General features: G+C 69.8%; 19 protein-coding genes. 4 read left to right on the top strand and 15 right to left on the bottom strand.

Translation table 11 applies throughout. From position 1 onward, the window contains the following. Window positions 1-2 precede the first annotated feature (2 nt). Both HNR15_RS08195 and HNR15_RS08190 read left to right on the top strand, forming a co-directional pair. Complete coding sequence (locus HNR15_RS08195) at window positions 3-1,370, top strand: MFS transporter (RefSeq protein WP_179480707.1); 1,368 nt, start codon at window positions 3-5, stop codon at window positions 1,368-1,370. 251 nt (window positions 1,371-1,621) lie between these two features. Further along, the gene (locus tag HNR15_RS08190; protein WP_179480705.1) at window positions 1,622-1,981 is read left to right on the top strand and encodes an RNA polymerase-binding protein RbpA; all 360 of its coding nucleotides are present in this window, start codon (window positions 1,622-1,624) and stop codon (window positions 1,979-1,981) included. A 13-nt stretch (window positions 1,982-1,994) separates the two neighbouring features. On the opposite strand, the gene HNR15_RS08185 is transcribed toward HNR15_RS08190, so the two are convergent. The 4 genes from HNR15_RS08185 to HNR15_RS08170 form a co-directional block, all read right to left on the bottom strand. Then, on the bottom strand, window positions 1,995-2,552 hold the full coding sequence (locus HNR15_RS08185) for an FxsA family protein (protein WP_179480703.1): 558 nt from the start codon (window positions 2,550-2,552) through the stop codon (window positions 1,995-1,997). Continuing rightward, window positions 2,549-3,307 (bottom strand): polyprenol monophosphomannose synthase, encoded by a 759-nt coding sequence (locus tag HNR15_RS08180; RefSeq protein WP_218883604.1) that lies wholly within the window; start codon window positions 3,305-3,307, stop codon window positions 2,549-2,551. The genes HNR15_RS08185 and HNR15_RS08180 overlap by 4 nt, the downstream gene beginning before the upstream one ends. Further along, the gene (gene lnt, locus HNR15_RS08175; protein ID WP_179480701.1) at window positions 3,300-4,937 is read right to left on the bottom strand and encodes an apolipoprotein N-acyltransferase; all 1,638 of its coding nucleotides are present in this window, start codon (window positions 4,935-4,937) and stop codon (window positions 3,300-3,302) included. Before lnt ends, HNR15_RS08180 begins: the two co-directional genes overlap by 8 nt. 321 nt (window positions 4,938-5,258) lie before the next feature. Beyond that, window positions 5,259-5,702, bottom strand: coding sequence for an Lrp/AsnC family transcriptional regulator (locus tag HNR15_RS08170; RefSeq protein WP_179480699.1), 444 nt, complete (start codon window positions 5,700-5,702; stop codon window positions 5,259-5,261). Between the two features lie 28 nt (window positions 5,703-5,730). On the opposite strand from HNR15_RS08170, the gene HNR15_RS08165 reads away from it, so the two are divergent. Then, window positions 5,731-6,663 (top strand): 5'-3' exonuclease, encoded by a 933-nt coding sequence (locus HNR15_RS08165; protein ID WP_179480697.1) that lies wholly within the window; start codon window positions 5,731-5,733, stop codon window positions 6,661-6,663. A 73-nt stretch (window positions 6,664-6,736) separates the two neighbouring features. Here HNR15_RS08165 and HNR15_RS08160 read toward each other — a convergent pair whose 3' ends face one another. From HNR15_RS08160 to HNR15_RS08135, 6 genes are all read right to left on the bottom strand, one after another. Next, window positions 6,737-7,279, bottom strand: a complete 543-nt coding sequence (locus HNR15_RS08160) for a PH domain-containing protein (protein ID WP_179480695.1) — start codon at window positions 7,277-7,279, stop codon at window positions 6,737-6,739. A 93-nt stretch (window positions 7,280-7,372) separates the two neighbouring features. Further along, window positions 7,373-10,165, bottom strand: coding sequence for a DEAD/DEAH box helicase (locus HNR15_RS08155; protein ID WP_179480693.1), 2,793 nt, complete (start codon window positions 10,163-10,165; stop codon window positions 7,373-7,375). 27 nt (window positions 10,166-10,192) lie between these two features. Then, window positions 10,193-10,975, bottom strand: a complete 783-nt coding sequence (gene tatC, locus HNR15_RS08150) for a twin-arginine translocase subunit TatC (protein ID WP_179480691.1) — start codon at window positions 10,973-10,975, stop codon at window positions 10,193-10,195. Between the two features lie 69 nt (window positions 10,976-11,044). Further along, on the bottom strand, window positions 11,045-11,374 hold the full coding sequence (tatA, locus tag HNR15_RS08145) for a Sec-independent protein translocase subunit TatA (protein ID WP_179480689.1): 330 nt from the start codon (window positions 11,372-11,374) through the stop codon (window positions 11,045-11,047). A 99-nt stretch (window positions 11,375-11,473) separates the two neighbouring features. Continuing rightward, entirely contained in the window at window positions 11,474-12,442 is a 969-nt protein-coding gene (locus HNR15_RS08140; protein WP_179480687.1) for a helix-turn-helix transcriptional regulator, read from the bottom strand. Beyond that, window positions 12,442-13,422 (bottom strand): helix-turn-helix transcriptional regulator, encoded by a 981-nt coding sequence (locus tag HNR15_RS08135; protein WP_179480685.1) that lies wholly within the window; start codon window positions 13,420-13,422, stop codon window positions 12,442-12,444. The genes HNR15_RS08140 and HNR15_RS08135 overlap by 1 nt, the downstream gene beginning before the upstream one ends. Window positions 13,423-13,602: 180 nt before the next feature. On the opposite strand from HNR15_RS08135, the gene HNR15_RS08130 reads away from it, so the two are divergent. Continuing rightward, entirely contained in the window at window positions 13,603-13,848 is a 246-nt protein-coding gene (locus tag HNR15_RS08130; RefSeq protein WP_179480683.1) for a hypothetical protein, read from the top strand. A gap of 99 nt (window positions 13,849-13,947) precedes the next feature. Here HNR15_RS08130 and HNR15_RS08125 read toward each other — a convergent pair whose 3' ends face one another. The 5 genes from HNR15_RS08125 to HNR15_RS08105 form a co-directional block, all read right to left on the bottom strand. Continuing rightward, a complete protein-coding gene (locus HNR15_RS08125) occupies window positions 13,948-14,367 on the bottom strand; it encodes an FKBP-type peptidyl-prolyl cis-trans isomerase (RefSeq protein WP_179480681.1) in 420 nt (139 codons plus the stop codon). A 45-nt stretch (window positions 14,368-14,412) separates the two neighbouring features. Then, window positions 14,413-15,393 carry an FKBP-type peptidyl-prolyl cis-trans isomerase gene (locus tag HNR15_RS17935; RefSeq protein ID WP_218883602.1) on the bottom strand — a complete coding sequence of 327 codons (981 nt, stop codon included), beginning with the start codon at window positions 15,391-15,393 and terminating at the stop codon, window positions 14,413-14,415. Between the two features lie 73 nt (window positions 15,394-15,466). After that, window positions 15,467-16,828, bottom strand: coding sequence for a Pup--protein ligase (pafA, locus tag HNR15_RS08115; protein ID WP_179480679.1), 1,362 nt, complete (start codon window positions 16,826-16,828; stop codon window positions 15,467-15,469). Window positions 16,829-16,871: 43 nt separating this feature from the next. After that, the gene (locus HNR15_RS08110) at window positions 16,872-18,749 is read right to left on the bottom strand and encodes an ABC transporter ATP-binding protein (RefSeq protein ID WP_179480677.1); all 1,878 of its coding nucleotides are present in this window, start codon (window positions 18,747-18,749) and stop codon (window positions 16,872-16,874) included. Further along, on the bottom strand, window positions 18,746-20,476 hold the full coding sequence (locus HNR15_RS08105; protein WP_246305903.1) for an ABC transporter ATP-binding protein: 1,731 nt from the start codon (window positions 20,474-20,476) through the stop codon (window positions 18,746-18,748). Before HNR15_RS08105 ends, HNR15_RS08110 begins: the two co-directional genes overlap by 4 nt. Window positions 20,477-20,572 lie beyond the last annotated feature (96 nt).

Genomic DNA, 20,572 nt, shown 5'->3' with positions numbered 1-20,572 from the left:
CGGTGGCAGACGGACGCTCCTCGACTCCCGAACAGCTTCGTCTGCAGTCGCGTTGGTACTGGTACGACTGGTCGGTCACGGCGTACATCACCGTCACCCTCGCGGTGCTCTTCTCCCCCTACCTCACCAGCATCGCGAACAAAGCCGCCTGCCCGACCCAGCCCAGCGACCGCACCTGTCACGCCGACCTGCACGTGCTCGGCGTCCCGGCGGCTCCGGGCTCGCTGGTGCCCTACACGATCACCGCAGCCACGATCGTGTCGGCGTTCGTGCTCGTCGTGGTGGGCGCCATGGCGGACCGCTCCAAGCGGCCGCTGCGTTTCCTGACCGGTTTCTCGGCGGTCGGCTCGGTGGCCGCAGCCGCCCTGTGCCTGGTGGCCGGCGACCGCTGGGCGCTCGGCATGGGGCTGGCGATCGTGTCCAACGTGTGCGTGGCGGGGTCGCTCATCGTCTACTCCGCGATCATGGTGCGGATCACCCCGCCGGACGACCGCGACCGGGTCTCGGCCCGCGGCTGGTCCTACGGCTACCTCGGCGGCGGCCTGCTGCTCGTGGTCAACCTGGTCTTCCTCGGGCTGCACGACACCCTCGGCCTCAGCACCTCGGCGGTGGTGCGCATCAGCTTCGCGGTGAACGGCGTGTGGTGGGCGGTCTTCGCGACGTACTCGATCCGCGGCCTGCGCGCGGTGCCGCACGATCCGGCGGCCGCGATCGGCGGCAGTCCGCTGACGGCGGGAGTCCGTCAGCTGCGTGCGACCTTCGCCGAGCTGCGCGGATACCCGCAGACTCTGCGCTTCCTGCTGGCCTATCTCTTCTACAACGACGGCGTGCAGACCGTCATCGCCTCGGCGAGCCTCTACGGGGCGCAACAGCTGAAGTTCTCCAGCACCCAGTTGCTTCTCACGATCCTGCTGGTGCAGTTCGTGGCGTTCGGCGGCGCGCTGGGCTTCGGCCGGCTCGCCCGCCGGGTGCCCGCGCGCGAGTTGGTACGGCGCAGCCTCTACCTGTGGACCGTCGTGGTGGTCCTGGCGTTCTTCGTGCCGCAGCACGCGTTCGGGCTCTGGTTGCTGCTCGCGGTCGGGATCGGCCTGGTGCTCGGCGGCACCCAGGCGCTCTCCCGGTCGCTCTACTCCCATCTGGTGCCGCACGGCCGCGAGGCGGAGTTCTTCAGCCTCTACCAGGCCATGGACCGCGGCACCAGCTGGCTCGGGACCCTGACGTTCGGGCTCGTCTACCAGCTCTTCCGCGACTACCGGCTCTCCATCGTGGCGCTGATCATCTTCTTCGTGGTCGGGGGCGCGCTGCTGCGCACCGTCGACGTACGACGCGGGGTGGTGGCCGCCGGCAACGAGGTGCCGGCGGTCGTCTGACCGCAGGTCCGCGCAGTGCGCCGCCGGCGTCCGCCGATTTGCCCTCCCCCGAGCGCCCTCGATACTGTCGCCGCCGACGTTGCAGCGCGATGGTGGCATCCAGGGGCAACCAATCCGAGCCCGCCGACGTCTACGAATCAGACTCATCAATCCTCGTGCGCAATGGAACACGACACCACATCGGTTCGTTATGCGTATGAGATCGCCGCGGTGTTGCCGACGAACCGCGGCCGCCGAGCAGGGAGAAGACCATGGCAGACCGTTCACTTCGAGGGACCAACCTCTCCACGCTGTCGCTGGAGACGGACGAGAACATCGCCTACAGCGAGCGACAGACCGTCCGCTACGAGTGCCAGTGCGGCCGCATCACCGAGCTGCCCTTCTCCGTGGAGGCCGACGTGCCCTCCATCTGGGAGTGCCGTTGCGGCAAGGAAGCCACCCTGGTCGACGGTCCCGAGCCGAGCCGCAAGCCGGTCAAGCCCGCGCGTACCCACTGGGACATGCTGCTCGAGCGCCGCTCGGTGCCCGAGCTGGAGGAGCTCCTGGAGGAGCGCCTCACCTGGCTGCGCGCCTCCCGCGGTGAGAAGCCGCGCCGCAAGCGCACCGCCTGATCCCCCGCGGGCTTCAGTCCCGCACGATCTTTCCCTCGATGGCACCGGGCTTGCCCGGTGCCATCGGCGTATCCGGACCCTGGTCGGCCCGCTGATCCTTCGACTGGTCGTAGGGCTCTGCCCGGTATGTCGGGGGCACCCGTTCACCGCGTACGACGCGCGCGCTCCCGGCGACGCCGAGCACCCGGCGCGCCACGAGCACCTGCAGCAGACGGCGTCCGACCGGTCGGGTGAAGGGCAGGACCAGCAGCAGTCCGAGCACGTCGGTGATGAAGCCGGGCACCAGGATCAGCAGGCCGCCGGCCAGCACGAGGGCGGCGTCGGCCAGTTCGTCGGCGGGCATGTTGCCGGTGCGCAGCGCCTCCTGCAGGCCGCGCCAGGCCCCGGACCATTCACGGCGCACAAGCCAGGCGCCGATCAGCGAGCACAGGACGAGCAGTCCGAGCGTCTGCCATCCTCCGATGGCGCGGGCGATGGCGATGATCACGGCGATCTCGCAGACCACCGTCACGAACAGGATCAGCGGCACCCACTGCAGCCAGCGGGTCCGTCGACGGGGTGCCGTCGTCATCGCGAGCGGCCCGGCAGCAGCCGCGCCAGTTGCCCGGCGCGGTAGTGCAGGCCCCAGGACGTGATGTTGACCAGGGACTCGCGCATGATGTCGCTGCTCATCTTCGACACCCCTACCTCACGCTCGACGAAGGTGATCGGTATCTCCACGATCCGCATGCCGGCCTGCGCGGCGCGCCATGTGAGGTCGATCTGAAAACAGTAACCGGCCGAGGCGACGTCCTCCAGGCGCAGTCGGCGCAGTGCGTCCGCGCGGTAGACCCGGTAGCCGGCGGTGGCGTCGCGCACCTGCATCCCGAGCAGCAGGCGGGTGTAGAGGTTCGCGCCGCGGCTGAGGGCCTCGCGCTGGCGCGGCCAGTTGCGCACACTGCCGCCGGGCACCCACCGCGAGCCGATCACCACGTCGGCGCGCGCTGCCGCCTGCAGCATCTTCGGCAGCACGCTCGGCGGGTGCGAGCCGTCGGCGTCGATCTCGACCAGCGCGTCGTAGCCACGTTCCAGGCCCCAGGCGAACCCGGCCAGGTACGCCGCGCCCAGGCCCTCCTTGGCGACGCGGTGCATCACCTGCACGTGTGAGTCGTGGGCGGCCAGCTCGTCGGCGAGCTCGCCGGTGCCGTCGGGAGAGGCGTCGTCCAGGATCAGGATGTCGGCGTCGGGCACGGCCTCGCGCAGGCGCGCCAGGATCGTTGGAAGGCTCTCCAGCTCGTTGTACGTCGGCACCAGCACCAGCACGCGTCGTGGGGCGGAGTCAGACAAGCTGGCGGCCTCTCGGGGACGTCGTGTCGGCACGGACGGCGGTGCGTCGTCGCCGCGAACCGATCGCGGCCAGCAGGAAGGATGCCACAGCCAACGCGTAGGCGAGGTGTTCGGGCACATTCCCGAGTCGGTCGGCGAGCGTCAGCGAGCTGCGCAGCGGCATCGCCCCCGAGAGCACCTTGCTCGTGAAGAGGCTGGAGCGGTCGTGCACGACCCCGTCGGGGGTGATCAGTCCGCTCACCCCGACCGTGGACACGTGCACCACCGACCGGCCGTGCTCGATGGCGCGGATCCGGGAGATCGCCAGTTGCTGCTCGGACTCGGCGGTGCGCCCGAACGTCGCGTTGTTCGTCTGCACGATGAGCAGCTGGGCGCCCTTCTCGACCGGCGCGCGCACCAGGCCGTCGTACGCCACCTCGAAACAGATGACGGGCCCGACCTTCACGTTGCCCTGGCTGCGGGTCGGGATCGTGAAGAGCCCGGTCTTCTTGCCATGGGTGAAGTTGACCGTGAGGAGGTCGACCTTGCTGCTGAAGTGCCGGAAGAACGAGCGGTAGGGCATGTACTCCGCGAACGGCACCGGGTGCTGCTTGACGTAACGCGCCACGATCCCCTGGCCCGGCAGGTAGAGCAGCGAGGTGTTCGAGACGTCCGGTGCCGGCTCGTCCAGCACGGCGCCCACGATGAGCGGTGCCTTGACCTCGGCCACGGCGTGCAGGATCTCGGTCATCGCGTCGGGGTTGCGGGTCGGGTCGATGTCGGAGGAGTTCTCCGGCCACACCACCAGGTCGGGCGCCGGGATCTGGCCACGCCGCACCATCTCGGCAGCCTTCGCCGTGGTCCGCGCATGGTCGTCGAGCACGGCGCGACGCTGGGCATTGAACTCCAGGCCGATGGTCGGCACGTTGCCCTGGATGCCGATGACCTGCAGCTTCTTGCCGGAGGTGGGTGTCGGGTACCAGATCGACCCGGCCACCACAGCCACGACGGCGAGCGCCGGCCAGAGGGCGCGCAGGCTGCGTCGAGGCGCGTACGCCGCCGCGTCGGATCGCCGGCCGCCCACGATCCCCGGCGCCCACCGCTGCACGAGCGCTGCGAGCACCCCGCCCAGCAGCGCGACGACGAAGGTGAGGCCCGGCGCGCCGGCGATCGACGCCAGATGCGACAGGGGCGAGTTGGACTGCGACCACGCCAGGCGGGCCCAGGGGAACCCGCCGAAGGGGACGCTGGAGCGCACGCCCTCCTGCACGACCCAGAGCAGCGCGACCCAGAACGGGCGCACCCGCGGTCCGGAGGCGGGCCACACCCAGCGGGGCAGCCACGGCAGCGGCGCCGCCGACTGCAGGATCGCGATGCCGAGCCCGAGGAACGCCACGTAGATCGACTCGGTTACACCGAGGGCGATCCAGGGCAGCGGGCCGACGTAGATGCCGGTCCAGTGCAGGACCGGCAGGAAGCACGCCGCGCCGCCCACCAGACCGCACAGGAATCCCACCCGGGCGCGTGCGCCACAGGTGGCGAGGGAGATCAACGCGACCCCGACCACGGCCAGCGGCCAGATGCCGAGCGTCGGGAAGGAGAGCCACAGGCACAGTCCGCCCGCGGCCGAGAGCAGGAGCCGTCGCCACACGCGAGCAAGAGTATGCGAGGAGCCCGTGATAACCCCGGGCAGAGGGAAGGACCCGCACTCCGTTGGGACCAGTACGCGCCGGGGCGCATGTTTTCTACTGAGAGTGCGGGTCCATCCAGCCTGCGGCCGCCGTAACGGCCCCGCGGCGCGAAGAGAAATTTACCGGTCGCCAAGTAGATGTCAACAGCGGTCTGACCTGCGAAGACGCGCGTCGTCGCAGGTCAACGCGCCGCCTGGACGGACGTCAAGAATTCACCAATATCGAGATTTACGGCGTGTCGCGGCCGACACGCCGTAGCGACGTCGTATGAGAACTCGTCGTCAGTCGGCTGGGGGAAGCCTGTCCTCCCACGGTGTGCTGAGCACGACCGTGGTGTGGGTGGTGACCGACGCCGCCGCACGGATCCGGGCCAGCAACTCCTCCAGCTGCAGCGGACCCGCGACCCGCGCCTGCAGCACGTAGCTCTCCTCGCCCGCGACCGAGTAGCACGAGTCCAGCTCGGTCAGGTCCCGCAGGCGGTCCGGCACGTCGTCGGGCGCCGCCGGATCGACCGGTGTCACCGAGATCAACGCCGTGAGCGGATTGCCCGCCGCGTCGTGGTCGATCAATGCGCGGTAGCCGCGGATCACCCCGCGCTCCTCCAGCCGGCGTACCCGCTGGTGTGCCGCCGAGGTCGACAGCCCGAGGGCCCGGCCCAGGTCGGTGAAGCTCATCCGACCGTCCGCCGCCAGCATGCCGACGATCCGACGATCGAGTTCCTCCATGGGGGCACTGTAAGGGACGATGCCGTGCATGACCCGACGCCTCATGCTGCTGGACTCCGCCAGTCTCTACTTCCGTGCGTTCTACGGAGTGCCGGACCGGCGAGAGAGTCCGGATATGTTGCCTACCAATGCGATCCGGGGATTTCTGGACATGATCGCGACGCTGGTCAACGATCACGAGCCCTCCGATCTGGTCGCGTGCTGGGACAACGACTGGCGACCGGCGTTCCGGGTCGACGCCATCCCCTCCTACAAGGCCCATCGGGTGACCGAGGGGTCGGAGGTGCTCGAGGAGTCCCCGGAGGACCTCACCCCTCAGGTGCCCTACATCGTGTCGCTGCTGGCCGCGCTCGGGATCACGCGCCTGGGCGCCGACGGCTACGAGGCCGACGACGTGATCGGCACTCTGGTGCACACCCACCTCGGGGTCTGTCCCGTCGACGTGGTGACCGGTGACCGGGACCTCTTCCAGCTCGTCGACGACGAGGCGTCGGTGCGGGTGCTCTACACCGCACGCGGCGGGGTGCGCGAGCCGGACGTGATCGACCAGTCGGCGCTGCAGGCCAAGTACGCGGTGGCGACCGGGCGGGCGTACGCCGAGATGGCCACGCTGCGCGGCGACACCAGCGATGGGCTGCCCGGGGTGGCCGGAATTGGTGAGAAGACGGCCGCGACGCTGCTCGCGCGGTACGGCGACCTCGCGGGCCTGCGCGCCGCGATCGACGGCGGTGACCCGACCCTCAAGGGCGCGCAGCGGGCCAAGCTGGAAGCGGCCTCGGACTACCTCGACGTGGCCCCGGCCGTGGTCGACGTGGCACTGGACGTGCCGGTGCCGACCGATCTGGTGACGGCGTTGCCGCGGAAGGTCGCGGACCCGGAGGCGCTGCAGCGCATCGCCGACGAGATCGACATCGCCACTCCGCTGCGGCGGGCCCTCGCTGCGCTGAACCTGCAGGGCTGAGGCGTCCCGCGCGGGCGTCCGGACTCCTCCCACGTCGGGCGCCGCAGGGCTTCGCACACTCGGGTGCGAAGCGTCAGTAGGCGCGGCGGCGGTCTCCGCGCGGGTCGCCCGGCGGGAAGGTGCCCTCGTCGTCGGTGCCGTTGTCGTGCTGGAAGAGCAGCTCGTTGAGCCGCACCTGGACGTCCTCCACATGGGGCACGTCGTGCAGTTGAAGACCGGCCTGGTCCGAGGCGTCCGAGACGATGAGGGTGCCGCAGCCGAGGATGCGGTCCAGCGGGCCCTTGTCGTAGGCAACGTCCGAGATGCGGTAGAGCGGGATGTCGCGGCCCGACTTGCTCACGATCCCGGTCCGCGTGATCAGCCGGCGGTTGGTGATGACGTAGAACGTCGCCCGCCACCGCCACACCGGCGCCAGCACGAAGACGATCACGACCAGCAGCCAGACGACCCCGATGGCGAGGCGACCCCACTGGTTGTCCCAGTACACCGCGCCCGCGAGAGCCGCCACGGTCGCGACGACCAGGATGATCAGCGGAAGGACGATGGCCTTGATGTGGGTGTGCAGCTCGAGTTCGACGCGCTCACCCTGGGTCAGGTGCTTCGGCGAGAAGGACATGGCCGCATCCTGCCACGACCCGATCCCACTCCCCCGATTGTCAGCGCATTTGCGGCGCCGACGCCAGGACGGTGCTGACGTAGGGGCGGCGCGTCAGTCCAGCCGGTCGGCCGCCACCACTCCGCGCAGCACCGCGTCGATGCCGGCACGCGTCGTACGCCGCATCTGCGGGTCCGAGCTCGCGTCGTGGATCTGGTCCATCAGGTCCACGAGTTGCTTGCAGCGCCGCACGAAGTCGCCGGCCGACAGCTCGGAGTCGCGCAGCACCAGCTCCAGGCGCCCGCCGCTGGCCCACCGGTGCATCATCCAGGCGATCCCGGAGTCCGGCTCGCCGGTCGGTGTCAGCCGCTTGCCGAGCTGCCGGTCGTGCAACTCGCCCCAGAGCCGGTTCATGTGCTCGAGGGCCTCGGCGACCTGGTCGTTGGGCACCTTCACCGAGCCGCCCTCCCCCTCCCGGCGGGCCTGGTGGATCAGCGAGCTCACCACCGCGACGAGCGACGGCGGGTCGAGCCTGCGCCAGACGTCCTGACGCAGGCACTCCGCGACCAGCAGATCCTTCTCGGCGTAGATGCGCTGCAGCACCCGGCCCTCGTCGGTCACCTTCTCGCCGTCCGGGGTCAGGTAGCCCAACTCGGCGAGCAGGTCGCAGATGCGGTCGAAGGTGGCGGCGACGGTCTGGGTGCGCCCGGACACCTTGCGCTGCAGGCCGTCGGTCTCCCGGCGCAGTCGCCACCACCGCTCGGCCCAGCGGGCGTGCTCCTCACGGTGCTCGCACCGGTCGCAGGGGTGATCGTGCAACCGGCGGCGCAGGCGCTCCACGTCGGCCTGGGTCTGCTCGTCGGGCTCCGGGGCGTTCGCCTTCGCTGCGCGCTCGGCCATCCCCTCGGGCACCTTGGCGCGCAGCGTGGCCGCCAGGTCACGACGGGCCTTGGGGTTGCGGGAGTGGAAGCCCTTGGGGATCGGGAGCGTGGTGAACGCCGCGATCGGTCCGTCGAGGTCGCTGTCCTCCAGACGGCGCACCTGAGCGTCCTGGGTCAGGATCATCGGCTCGGCGCTGCCGCGGCGGCCGCCGACGTTGGCCTGGATCACGATGGCCAGGCCCTGGCGGCGGCCCGACGGCACCTGCACCACGTCGCCGGGCTTGAGCGCCTCCAGCGACACGGCGGTCTCCGCTCGGCGGCTGGCGGCGCGGCGGCGTACGGCGGCCTTCTGCAGGTCCGACAGTTCGCGGCGCAACGCGGCGTACTGCGCGAAGTCGCCCAGGTGGCAGCGCATCGCCTCGGTGTAGCCCTCCAGGGCCTCCTCGTTGCGGCGTACGGCCGTCCCGACGCCGACCACGGACGTGTCGGCCTGGAACTGGGCGAACGACTGCAGCAGCAGCTCTCGCGCCGCGGGACGGCCGACCTGGTCCACCAGGTTGACCGCCATGTTGGAGGTGGGCACGAAGCTGGACCGCAGGGGGTAGGTGCGGGTCGAGGCCAGGCCGCCCACCTCGTGGGGGTCCAGGCCGCGGTTGTAGAGCACGACGGCGTGGCCCTCGTAGTCGATGCCCCGGCGGCCCGCTCGGCCGGTGAGCTGGGTGTACTCCCCTGGCGTGATGTCCGCGTGCGTCTCGCCGTTGTACTTCACCAGTCGCTCCAGGACGACGGTGCGCGCGGGCATGTTGATGCCGAGCGCGAGCGTCTCGGTCGCGAAGACCGCCTTGATGCGGCCCTCGGTGAACAGCTCCTCGACGATCTCGCGGAACGTCGGCAGCATCCCGGCGTGGTGCGCGGCGAACCCGCGACCCAGCCCCTCCACGAAGTCCCAGTAGCCGAGGACGCCCAGATCCTCCTCGGGCAGGTAGGAGACGCGCTCCTGCACCAGTTGCCGGATCCGCTCGCCCTCGGCGGCCGGGATGAGCCGGGTGCCCCAGGAGAGCAGTTGCGTGACCGCCGCGTCGCAGCCGGCGCGGCTGAAGATGAAGGTGATGGCGGGAAGCAGTCCGGCGCGGTCGAGTGCGTCGATGACCTCGGCCCTGCTGGGTCCGCGGCTGGGCCGGCCCGAGCGCACGGGCCCGTCGTGGGCGCGGCCGCGACGCTGGTTGCCCCGCCGACCCTTCGGTCCCCCGGCGTCCTCTCGGCGTCCGTGCCGGTCGGTCTTCGCGTCGAACTGCGAGATACGTTGCAGCAGCTCAGGATTGAGTCGCAGACGGTCACTGTTCTCGTCGTCGACGAAGAGGTCCAGGATGCTCGGCCCGACCATCATGTGCTGCCATAGCGGCACCGGGCGGGTCTCCTCGACGATCAGCTCGGTGTCGCCGCGGACCGTGCCGAGCCACTCCCCGAACTCCTCGGCGTTGCTGACCGTCGCCGACAGCGACACGAGCTGCACGTCGTCCGGCAGCTGGATGATGACCTCCTCCCACACGGCACCGCGGAAGCGGTCGGCGAGGTAGTGCACCTCGTCCATCACGACGTAGCCGAGCCCGCGCAGGGTGTCCGACCCGGCGTAGATCATGTTGCGCAGCACCTCGGTGGTCATCACGACCACCGGCGCCTCGCCGTTGATGGAGGAGTCGCCGGTCAGCAGTCCGACCTTGTCGGCGCCGTGCCGGGCGACCAGGTCGGCGTACTTCTGGTTCGACAGCGCCTTGATCGGCGTCGTGTAGAAGGTCTTGGTGCCGGTCTGCAGCGCCAGGTACGCCGCGAACTCGCCGACCAGCGTCTTGCCCGACCCGGTCGGCGCGGCGACGAGCACGCTGCGGCGGCCCTCCTGGACGGCGACCAGGGCCTGGCGCTGGAAGTCGTCGAACGGGAAGTCGTACCCGTCGGCGAACCGTCGCAGGTGTGAACCGTCGATCCGGCGCGGGGCGCGCGAGGGCTGCGAAGTTGCCGAGCTGGACATGTCTCGAAGGCTAGCCCTGCCGGTGGATCAGAGCGTGGAGGCCTCGTCGTCGGGCACGTCGAGCCATTCCCGCGGCTCGGCCTGTTTGCGGCGCCGGTCGAAGAACGCCGAGACGGCGACGGCCGCGAAGTACAGACCGACCATCGGGAAGGCCAGGGCGAGCATCGACCAGGCGTCCGGACTGGGGCTCATCACGGCGGCGAAGACGAAGATCAGCATCGTCGCGATCCGCCAGCCCTTGAGCATCACCCGGGCCGGTAGCACCCGAATCCCGTTGAGGCCCACCAGGAAGACCGGGAGCAGGAAGGCCAGCCCGAACGCCAGGACGAACTTGGTGATGAACGCGATGTAGGTCTGCGCGTCGATGAAGTTCGTGCCCTGCTTGGGCGTCTGGCCGACGAGGAAGACCACGGCGTTGGGAATGGTGCGGGTCGCGACCCAGCAGCCGATCAGGAAGAGCGGCACGGCCGAGAGAATGAACGCCGCGCCGACCCGCTTCTCCTTGCGGGTGAGGCCGGGTGCCAGGAAGGCCCAGATCTCCCACAGCCACACGGGGCTGGCGAGGATGAAACCGAGCCAGAGCGACACCTTCAACTTGATGCTGAAGGCGTCGCCGACGCCGCGGCCGAAGTTGGTGCTCACTCGGGAGGCGGGCACGTGGCGATCGCGGGCCGCGTCCAGCAGCGGATCGATCATCCACTGGTAGACGGTGTGGAACTTCAGCCAACCGACCACCGCACCGATGGCGACCGCGACGGCCGCGATGAGCGCACGCCGACGGAACTCCCGGAAGTGCTCCCCCAGGGACATCCGACCTTCCGGATTGTCCTTACGGCCCAGTACGGCCATGAAGTCTCAGATGCCCCGCTGCGCGACGTGTCAGGCGGAGGTGTTGTGGTCTGCCGGGTGCTGCGCGGGGGTCTCCGGCACCGTCGGCGTCGTGCCGGCGGCCGGAGCCTGCGGAGTGGCAGCAGGCGCGGGGGGCGGGGCGGCAGCAGGTGTGGCGGGCGGCGTGGTGGCCTGGCCCTTGACCGTTTGGCCGGCGGCCTCGGACTTCTTGTCGTTCTTCATCTCGTCCATCTCCGAGCGCAGGATGCGTGCGGAGCGGCCGAAGCTGCGGGCCATGTCGGGCATCTTCTTCCACCCGAAGAGCAGGAGGATGACGACAGCGAGGACCACGATGTGCCAGCCGTCGAACAAGTTACGCATCAGGAGGATCCTTCAGGTCGAGGGTGGTGCAGCGGTCTCCACTGTACGCGACCCGCCTGGTCACTCCTCGGAGATGCCGGTGGTCTGTCTCGGCGGGAATCAGCTCTCCTCGTACGCCGCGAGCGCCTCGTCCGCCCCCGCGCGGACCTCCTCGCGCAGCGAGTGCGGCTCGATGACCCAGGCCCCGCCGGCGAGTCGCCAGACCAGGTTGCGCACCCATGTGCTGTCGGCGGTGCGCAGCGTGACCGTCAGGGTGCCGTCGGCGGCCTGGGTGCGGTCCTGCACCGGGTAGTACTCCGCCACCCACGCAGCTTGCGGCGCGAGTCCCAGGGTCACCGACAGGTCGTCCGGTGCCGGGGTGAAGATGTCGGTGTCCAGGTCGCGGGCCCGGGCCTGCGCGGGCGGTGTGCCGTCCACGTCCAGCGGGGTGATCGTCTCGATCCGGTCGAGTCGGAAGAGCCGCACATCCTGCGCGCGGTGGCACCACCCCTCGAGGTACCAGTGGCTGTCGATGTTGAACACCCGCATCGGATCGACGTCCCGCTCGGTGGCCTCGTCGCGAGCGGCCACCAGGTAGCGCAGGTGCACCCGACGATGCCCGCGCAGCGCCTCTCGCGCCAGGGCGAGCGTTTCGTCGGCAACCGACCCCGCCAGCGTCACCTGCACCCGGCTGGTCGCCTGGGCACTCTCGCCGGTCGCCTCGGTGAGCTTGGCGAGAGCCCGGTCGACGGCCTCCCGCTCCCCCAGGCCCGGCACGGCTGCCAGGGCCCGCAGGCCGACGATCAGGGCGGTCGCCTCGTCGATGCCGAGCCGCAGGGGTCGGGCGATGGTGTCGGCGTTGCGCAGATAGACCCGGCCCTCCTCCCACTCGGCCTCGATCAGGTCGTCGGGCAGGTGGCCCGGCGTCCCGCAGACGAAGAGCAGGCTGAGGTCGGACTCGATCTGCGCGCGGGGCACGCCGAGCTCGGCGGCGGCCTCGTCGATGTCGATCCCCTGACGGTGCACCAGCCACGGAACCATCGTGAGCAACCGCGACAGGCGAGCGGTCGCGCTCTCGGGAGTGGCCATCAGCGTGCCTCCTGGGCGTCGCGGGCAGCCCGCAGACGGCGTACGACGGCCTGCGTCAGCTCGGGTGGATGGATGACCCGCACGGCCGGGCCGAACCCGGAGATCTGCTCGGCGAAGACCTCGGTGTCGGTGAAGTCGACGTCGAGCTGCGACCAGTGGTCGTCGATGTCGCCCACGGTGCGTGCCCGACGGCGCAGCGTGTTGCCCGCACCGACCAGCACCCGCAGCACCGCAGGCTGCGGCTCGCGCTCGACCTCGACGCCCTCGATCATCCGCAGCGGGTCGTGGTCGTCCGGCACCTGGTAGGCGCCGGGGCGTCCCGTGGCCTTCACGGCGCCGTCGATGCGACCGAGCCGGAAGACCCGTGGAGCCCCGCGGTCGGTGTCGAATCCGGTGACATACCAACGGCCGTGCCAGTTGGTGACCGCCCAGGGCTGCAGGTGACGAGTGCTGACGGCCCCATCGGATTTGCGGTAGTCGAAGCTGATCGGTCGGCAGGCGAGGACGGCATCCTTGACCGGGGTGAAGGATGCCTCCGTCGTGCGCACGCGGGGCTCCAGGCCGAGTATCGAGGCGGCGTCACGCTCGACGTCGGCCGCCTGCAGCTTGCGCATCGCGGTCGAGGCGGCCCCGGCGAGGCTCGCCTGCTGCCACGTACGGCTCGCCAGACCGAGCACGGCCAGCTCGTCCGCCTCGAAGACGATGTCGGGCAGCGCGTACTCCCGACGGTCGATCCGGTAGCCGGGTTCGTCGTCGAAGTAGGCGTCCAGCGGCTCGGTGCGCAACGGGATGCCCAGGTCGCGCAGCTCGTCCTTGTCGCGCTCGAACATCCGGTCGAAGGCCTCGGTCGACGCGGTCTCCCCGTACTGCGGGACGGCGTCGCGGATCCGCGCCTTCGACAGCGGCTGACGCGTGTAGAGGAGGCAGATCACCAGGTTGAGCAGCCGCTCGGTCTTGGCGGCCGGGGAGGTGGTGCTCATGTGCGGCAACGCTATCCCACCCGCACCGCAGGTGCGCACGTATGTTCGCCCCGCGGCGCGGCCGCAACTCCGCTCGACGGTGACACAGCTGGGTCCCAGAGGCACAGGCCGACCTGTGTCCTTCGGACGTATCTGCGCCAAGGTGACCGGTTCGCGTGTCGCGTCTGTCACGCTGAGGTCATGCCCGGAGTCTTCCCCGCGCCCGACGAGCCGACCCCGCCGTGGTCGCCCGGCACTCCGGTGTGGCGTGCGAACGAGCTGCCGCCGGACGCCCGCCGGATGGGCCTGTCGCCCTGGGTGGCACCCGAGCTGCAGCTGGCGAGCAATCTGCGCGCGGACAACAGGTTCCACCGCGTCCTCGCCTGGATCGGGCTGGTGGTCTCGGTGGCCGTGGTGCTCGCGCCGCTCGTCGCGATCCTCCTGTGACCACCGCTTCCTGCCTGAGCCCAACGAAGAACCGTCGAGCGGCATCCGTGGAGGGATGCCGCTCGACGGTGTCGTACGCCGCTCAGGCGTGCAGGTCGGTCAGCCGATACCGAACGCCGCACCCGCACCGGGTCGGTTGGTGCTGACCAGGTCGACCACGAAGATCAGGGTCTCCCCCGGCTTGATGGCGTCGCCGGCGCCACGCTCGCCGTAACCCATCTGCGGCGGGATGGTCAGCTTGCGGCGACCGCCCGCGCGCATGCCGACGATGCCCTCGTCCCAGCCGCTGATGACCTGACCCACGCCCACCTGGAACCGCAGGGGTTCGCCGCGGTCCCAGGAGGAGTCGAACTCCTCGCCGGTCGACCACGCGACGCCGACGTAGTGCGCCTCGATGGTGTCGCCGGAGTTGGCCTCGTTGCCGTCACCCTCGGTGATGTCCTCGATGACCAGGTCGGTCGGCGGGGTGTCACCCGGGAAGTCGACCTCGGGCTTGGTGGTGGTGGAGTCGAACGGCATGGTGGCCTCTCTGGCGTTTCGGTGACGGCGGGGTCGCGACGGGCGTCAGTTGCCGCCGGACTGCTGTTGCTGCTGCGGGGGCTGCGGGACGATCGCCAGGATGTCGACGACGAACGCGATCGTGTCGGTGCCCTTGATGCCCGCCTGGGCCTGTCCGGCGCTGCCGTAGCCGTCGGCCGGCGGGATCGAGATGAGGACGCGGCTGCCGACCGTCTGACCGGTGAGGCCCTTGACGAAACCGGCGATCGCACCCGTCGAGAGCTGGAAGGTCGCGGGCTGGCCGGTCTTGGCGCTGGCGTCGAAGACCTTCTTGGTGCGCAGGTTGACGCCGGTGTAGCTGACCGTCACGAAGTCGCCGGTGGCGGTCTTGATGCCGGAGCCCTTGATGAGGGGCTGGATGAGAAGCGTCTTCGGCGCGGTGGCCGGGACGGTGATCGTGGCCTGCTTGTTCGTGCCCGCCGGCACCGACACCTTGAAGCCGTCCTGCGGGGTGGCCTGGGTACCTGTCGGCTGGGTGAGCGCGTCCGCCGCGCCGTCGATCTTGATGTAGAAGACCAACGTGTCGGTGGCCGAGACGCCGAGCGTGCTGTTTCCGGCCGACCCGAAGCCCTGCGACGCCGGGATCGCGACCTTCTGCGTCGTGCCGACCTTCTTGCCGACGAGCGACTTCACCAGGCCCGGGAGCTGGGTGGTGTCCGCCAACGGGATCGGCACGAAGCGCTGCCCGAAGGTGCTGACCAGCTGCTTGTTCTTCGTGGCGTTGTAGGCCACGTAGTCGACGTACGCGATCTGCTTGGCGCCGATGGTCGGGCCGGTCCCCTGCGTCAGCACCTGGGTCGCGGTCTGGCTGCCCGCCTTGAATCCCCCCTTGGGGATGGTGACCGTCGGCTTGTCGGCGTTCGACGTGTTGACCGTGAGGTCGCTGAGCGACGTCGCCGTCTTGGGTTTTGAGTCGCTGCCGCATCCTGTGAGCAGGACGAGCGGAACGGCGGTGATGCTGAGCAGGCGGACGGCAGTGCGGCGCACGGAGCAAACCTCATGGGTCGGGTGTGGGAGACACGTCACCCTAACCCGGTGTTCTGTGCCCGCTCGCCAGCGGTCACATGCCGTCGATCAGCCGCTCCACGCGGGGGTCCTGTGCGGAGAACGGGTCTTTGACCAGCACCGTGCGCTGCGCCTGGTCGTTGAGCTTGAGGTGCACCCAGTCGACCGTGAAGTCACGACGGTGCGCCTGGGCGGACCGGATGAAGTCGCCGCGCAGCTTGGCGCGGGTGGTCTGCGGGGGGAAGGTCTTGGCCGCGAAGACCTCCGGGTCGGTGCACACTCGGGCGGCCTTCCCGCGGCGTTGCAGCAGGTAGAAGAGCCCGCGGCGGCGGTTGATGTCGTGATAGGTGAGGTCGATCTGCTGCAGCCGCGGGTCGTCCAGCCCCAGCCCGTGCTTGGCCGCGACCTGGTCGAGCAGGCGGTGCTTGATGACCCAGTCGATCTCGGTGTCGACCATGCCCAGGTCGTCGGTGTCGATGGCGGTCAGGGTGCGCTGCCACAGGTCGAGCACCTGTTTGGTGACCGGGTCGCTGATGCCCTCCTTCTCGGCGAACGCCCGCGCGCGCTCGAAGTACTCGCTCTGGATCTGCAGCGCCGACATCTCCTTGCCGTTGGAAAGGCGCACCGGCGTACGACCGGTGATGTCGTGGCTGATCTCCCGGATCGCGCGGATCGGGTTCTCCAGGCTCAGGTCGCGCATCGGCGCACCGGCCTCGATCATCTGCAGCACGAGGTGTGCCGAGCCGAGCTTGAGCAGCGTGGTGGTCTCGCTCATGTTGCTGTCGCCGACGATGACGTGCAGTCGGCGGTAGCGCTCGGCGTCCGCGTGCGGCTCATCGCGGGTGTTGATGATGGGCCGCGAGCGGGTCGTCGCGCTGCTCACGCCCTCCCAGATGTGGTCCGCTCGCTGGCTGACGCAGTACGTCGGCTTGTGCCCGAGCATCGAGATCTTGCCGGCCCCGCAGATGATCTGACGGCTCACGAGGAACGGGATGAGCACGTCGGAGACGGCCTGGAACTCCCCCTGCCGGCCGATCAGGAAGTTCTCGTGGCAGCCGTAGGAGTTGCCGGCGGAGTCGGTGTTGTTCTTGAAGACGTAGATCTGACCCTCGACGCCCTCCTCGGCGAGGCGCAGCTGCGCCTCCTCGACCAGGCCCTCCAGGATCCGCTCGCCGGCCTTGTCGTGGATGACGGCCTCGCGGATGTCATCGCACTCGGGGGTGGCGTACTCCGGGTGGCTGCCGACGTCGAGATAGAGCCGGGAACCGTTGCCCAGGAACACATTCGAGGAGCGGCCCCACGAGACGACCTTGCGGAAGAGGTAGCGCGCGACCTCGTCCGGGGAGAGTCGACGCTGCCCTGCGGAGGTGCAGGTGACGCCGTACTCGTTCTCGATACCGAAGATGCGACGCTCCATGACCTGACTTTAGTCTCGCGACCCGGGAGTTGCCCGGGCGGCGTCAGGCCAGCGAGCGTGTCCAGGCGTCGTGCAACGCGGCGTAGCGCCCCGCATCGGCGATGAGCTCCGCCGGGCTGCCGTCCTCCACGATCCTGCCGTGCTCCATCACCAGCACCCGGTCGGCGACCGCGACCGTGGACAGCCGGTGGGCGATGATCACCGCCGTCCGGTCGGCGAGCACGGTCTCCAGCGCGCGCTGGACCAGCCGCTCGCTGGGGATGTCGAGAGAGGATGTGGCCTCGTCGAGGATGAGGACGGCGGGGTCGGCGAGGAACGCGCGCGCGAATGCCACGAGCTGCCGCTGGCCCGCCGACAGTCGCCCGCCGCGCTTGCCGACGTCGGTGTCGTACCCGTCCGGCAGGGTGTCGATGAACCGATCCAGGCTGACCGCACGGGCCGCCGCGAGCACTTGCCCGTCGCTCGCGTCGGGCGCGCCGAACCGGATGTTGTCCGCGACGCTCCCCTCGAACATGAAGTTCTCCTGGGTGACCATCACCACCTGCCGGCGCAGCTGCTCCTGCGTCACGTCGCGCAGGTCGACGCCGTCGAGGCGCACGCTGCCCGAGCTCGCGTCGTAGAAGCGGGCCATCAGCTTGGCGACGGTGGTCTTGCCCGCGCCGGTGGTGCCCACCACCGCCACGGTCTGCCCGGCCGGGATGTGCAGGTCCAGGTCGGCGATCACCGGGTGCCCCGGCACGTAGGCGAAGTCGACGTGGTCGAAGTCGACCGTGCCGAGCGCCGAGTCCAACGGCTTCGGGACGGCCGGGTCGGCGATCTTGGGCTCTTCGGCCAGCACTCCGGCCAGCTTCTCCAGGGCGGAGGAGGCGGACTGGAAGGTGTTGAAGAACTGGGTGATGTCCTGCATCGGCTCGAAGAACATCCGCAGGTAGAGCAGGAACGCCGCGAGGACGCCGATCGTCATCGACCCCTCGAGCACCCGCCAGCCGCCGTAGATCAGGACGACACCGGTGGTGATGTTGCCGATCAGCTTCACGCCGGGCATGAAGATCGCGACGAGCTTGAAGGTGCGCTCGTTGATCCTGCGGTAGCGGTCGGCGAGCGTCTCGAAGATCTGCTGGTTGCGCGGTTCGCGGCGGTAGGCCTGCACGGCCTTGATGCCCGTCATGGTCTCGACGAACTGCACGATCACCAAGGCTGCGCTCTCGCGCACCTCGCGGTAGGTCTTGGAGGACTCCCGGCGGAACCACGCGGACAGCAGGACCAGGAAGGGGAAGCTGACCAGGCAGACGAGCCCCAGCTTGATGTCGAGCAGCAGCAGGGCGATCGCCGTGCCGACGAGGGTGAGTCCCGCGGTGATGAGGCTGTCGAAGCCGTTCTCCAGCATCTCCTGGATGGCCTCGACGTCGTTGGTCGAGCGGCTCACCACGCGACCGGAGGTGTAGCGGTCGTGGAAGGAGACGTCGAGGCGCTGGAAGTGCCGGAACACGCGGCGACGCAGCTCCAGCAGCACCTGTTGGCCGATGATCCCCGACCGGCGCAGGAAGAACGTGCGAGTGATCGCCTGCACGATCACGGCCACGCACAGGATCCCCACGACCACCATCAGGGTGCGCGAACCCTGATGGGCCACGATCGGCGGGATGCCGTGGTCGATGCCGCGCTGCACCAGGAAGGGCACGGCCAGTCGGGAGAGGTTCTCCAGCACCACCACGAGCGTGAGCAGCGCGATGGCCCGACGGTAGGGATGCAGCAGGTCGCGTAGCAGGGCGCGTGCCTCGACGCGGTACGTCGTGCCGTCGTCGACGGCCTCCTGCTCGGGGTCCGCGATCCGGCCGCGCCACTGCTCGGGGGCGAGAGCCTCCTCCCCCGTGGGGTCGCCCTCGGGTGCGTCGGTGCGCGCCGTCACCTCCGTGCTCATCGCGCACCCCCCGCGGGTACGGCGGTCTCGTCCTCCGCGGCGAGCAGGTAGCGGTACTCCGGCACCGTCCGCAGGAGCTCGCGGTGCGTGCCGACGTGAGTGATCCGCCCGTCCTGCAGCAAGGCCACCCGGTCGGCGAGCATCACCGTGGACGCACGGTGGGCCACGACGATCGCGGTCACTCCCACCAGCACCTCCCGCAGCGCATCCTCCACGAGTGCCTCGGTGTGCACGTCGAGCGCGGACAGGGTGTCGTCCAGCACGATGATCCGAGGCCGGGCCAGCACCGCACGGGCCAGGGCCAGTCGTTGGCGCTGGCCACCGGACAGGCTCATCCCCTGCTCTCCGATGCGAGTGTCGAGACCGTAGGGCAGGTCGTCGACGAAGTCAGCGCGCACCACCTGCAGCGCCTCGCGGATCTCCTCCTCGGTGGCGTCGGAACGGCCGAGGGTGAGGTTCTCGCGCACCGACATCGAGAAGAGCGTCGGGTCCTCGAACGCCGTGGCGACGACCGAGCGCAGCTCGTCCAGGCGCAGGTCGCGCACGTCCTCCCCGTCGATGCACACCTGCCCCTCGCTCACGTCGTACAGCCGCGAGATCAGGCCGGTCAGCACGGTCTTGCCGGAGCCGGTCGTGCCGACCACCGCCAGCGTCTGACCCGCGGGGACCGTCAGGTCGAGGTGGCGCAGCGCCCACTTCTCACCGTCCGGGAAGCGGTAGCCGACGTCGCGCAGCTCCAACTCACCGCCGCGGACCGGCACGAGTCCGGCACCGTCGAGGATCTCCCGCGGAGCGTCGAAGACCTCGACGATCCGGTCGGCAGCCGTCATGGACTCCTGCGTCATCGACAGGAAGAATCCCATCGACGCGATCGGCCAGACGATGGACAGCATCATCGTGATGAAGGCGACCAGCGTGCCGAGCGTGATCCGGCCCTGGCCCGCGGCGGTGGCGCCGAGCCCCAGCACGAGGATCAGGGTGACGTTGGGGATGACCTCCAGGATGGTCCAGAAGGTGGCCTGCAGGGAGACCTTGCCGACCTGGATGTCGTAGAGCTCCTTGACCTGCGTGTCGAACCGGTCGTAGACGTAGTCCTCGCGGCCGAAGGACTTGATCGCCCGCAGCCCGAGCGCGGACTCCTCCACGTGCGTGGCGACACGGCCGGACTGGTCCTGCGCCTTGCGGGACAGGGCGGTGAACTTGCGCTCGTTGCGCAGCACGGTCACGCAGATCGGCACCACCGAGACCACCACGACCAGGCCCAGCGGCCAGTACATCGCGAGCAGGATCAGTGTGGTGACCACGATCTGGATCGTGTTGAGCAGCAGGAAGAGGGCGCCGAACGACAGGAAGCGGCGCACCGTGCCGAGGTCGTTCATGATCCGCGACAGCAGCTGCCCCGACTGCCACTTGCTGTGGAAGGACATCGGCAGCAACTGCATCCGGGCGTAGAGGTCCTTGCGGATGTCGGCCTCGACGCCCATCGTCGCGCGCGCCACGAGCCACCGGCGCACGATCCACAGGAGCACCTCGGACATCCCGATGGCCAGCGCGGCCGTCCCCCACCACCACAGGCCGGTGCGATCGTGGTGGCGCACCGGGCCGTCGATCACCACCTTGGTCATCAGCGGGATGACGATCGTCGCCACGGTGCTCAGCACCGCGACGAACACCATGGCCAGCCAGCGGGTGCGGTAGGGCTGCAGGTAGGGCAGCAACCGACGCATCGCGGCGTAACGCGAAGGCTTGGCGGGTGGTGGGCCGAGAGGAGGGCGGCGCCCTAGCGCGTCCCTCCGGTCGTCCGAGGTCATCCACTCCCCCTG

This window comes from Allobranchiibius huperziae, assembly GCF_013410455.1.
Taxonomy (GTDB): Bacteria; Actinomycetota; Actinomycetes; order Actinomycetales; family Dermatophilaceae; genus Allobranchiibius; species Allobranchiibius huperziae.
The sequence above is the reverse complement of the archived record's forward strand: the minus strand, read 5'-3'. Positions and strand labels throughout refer to the sequence as shown.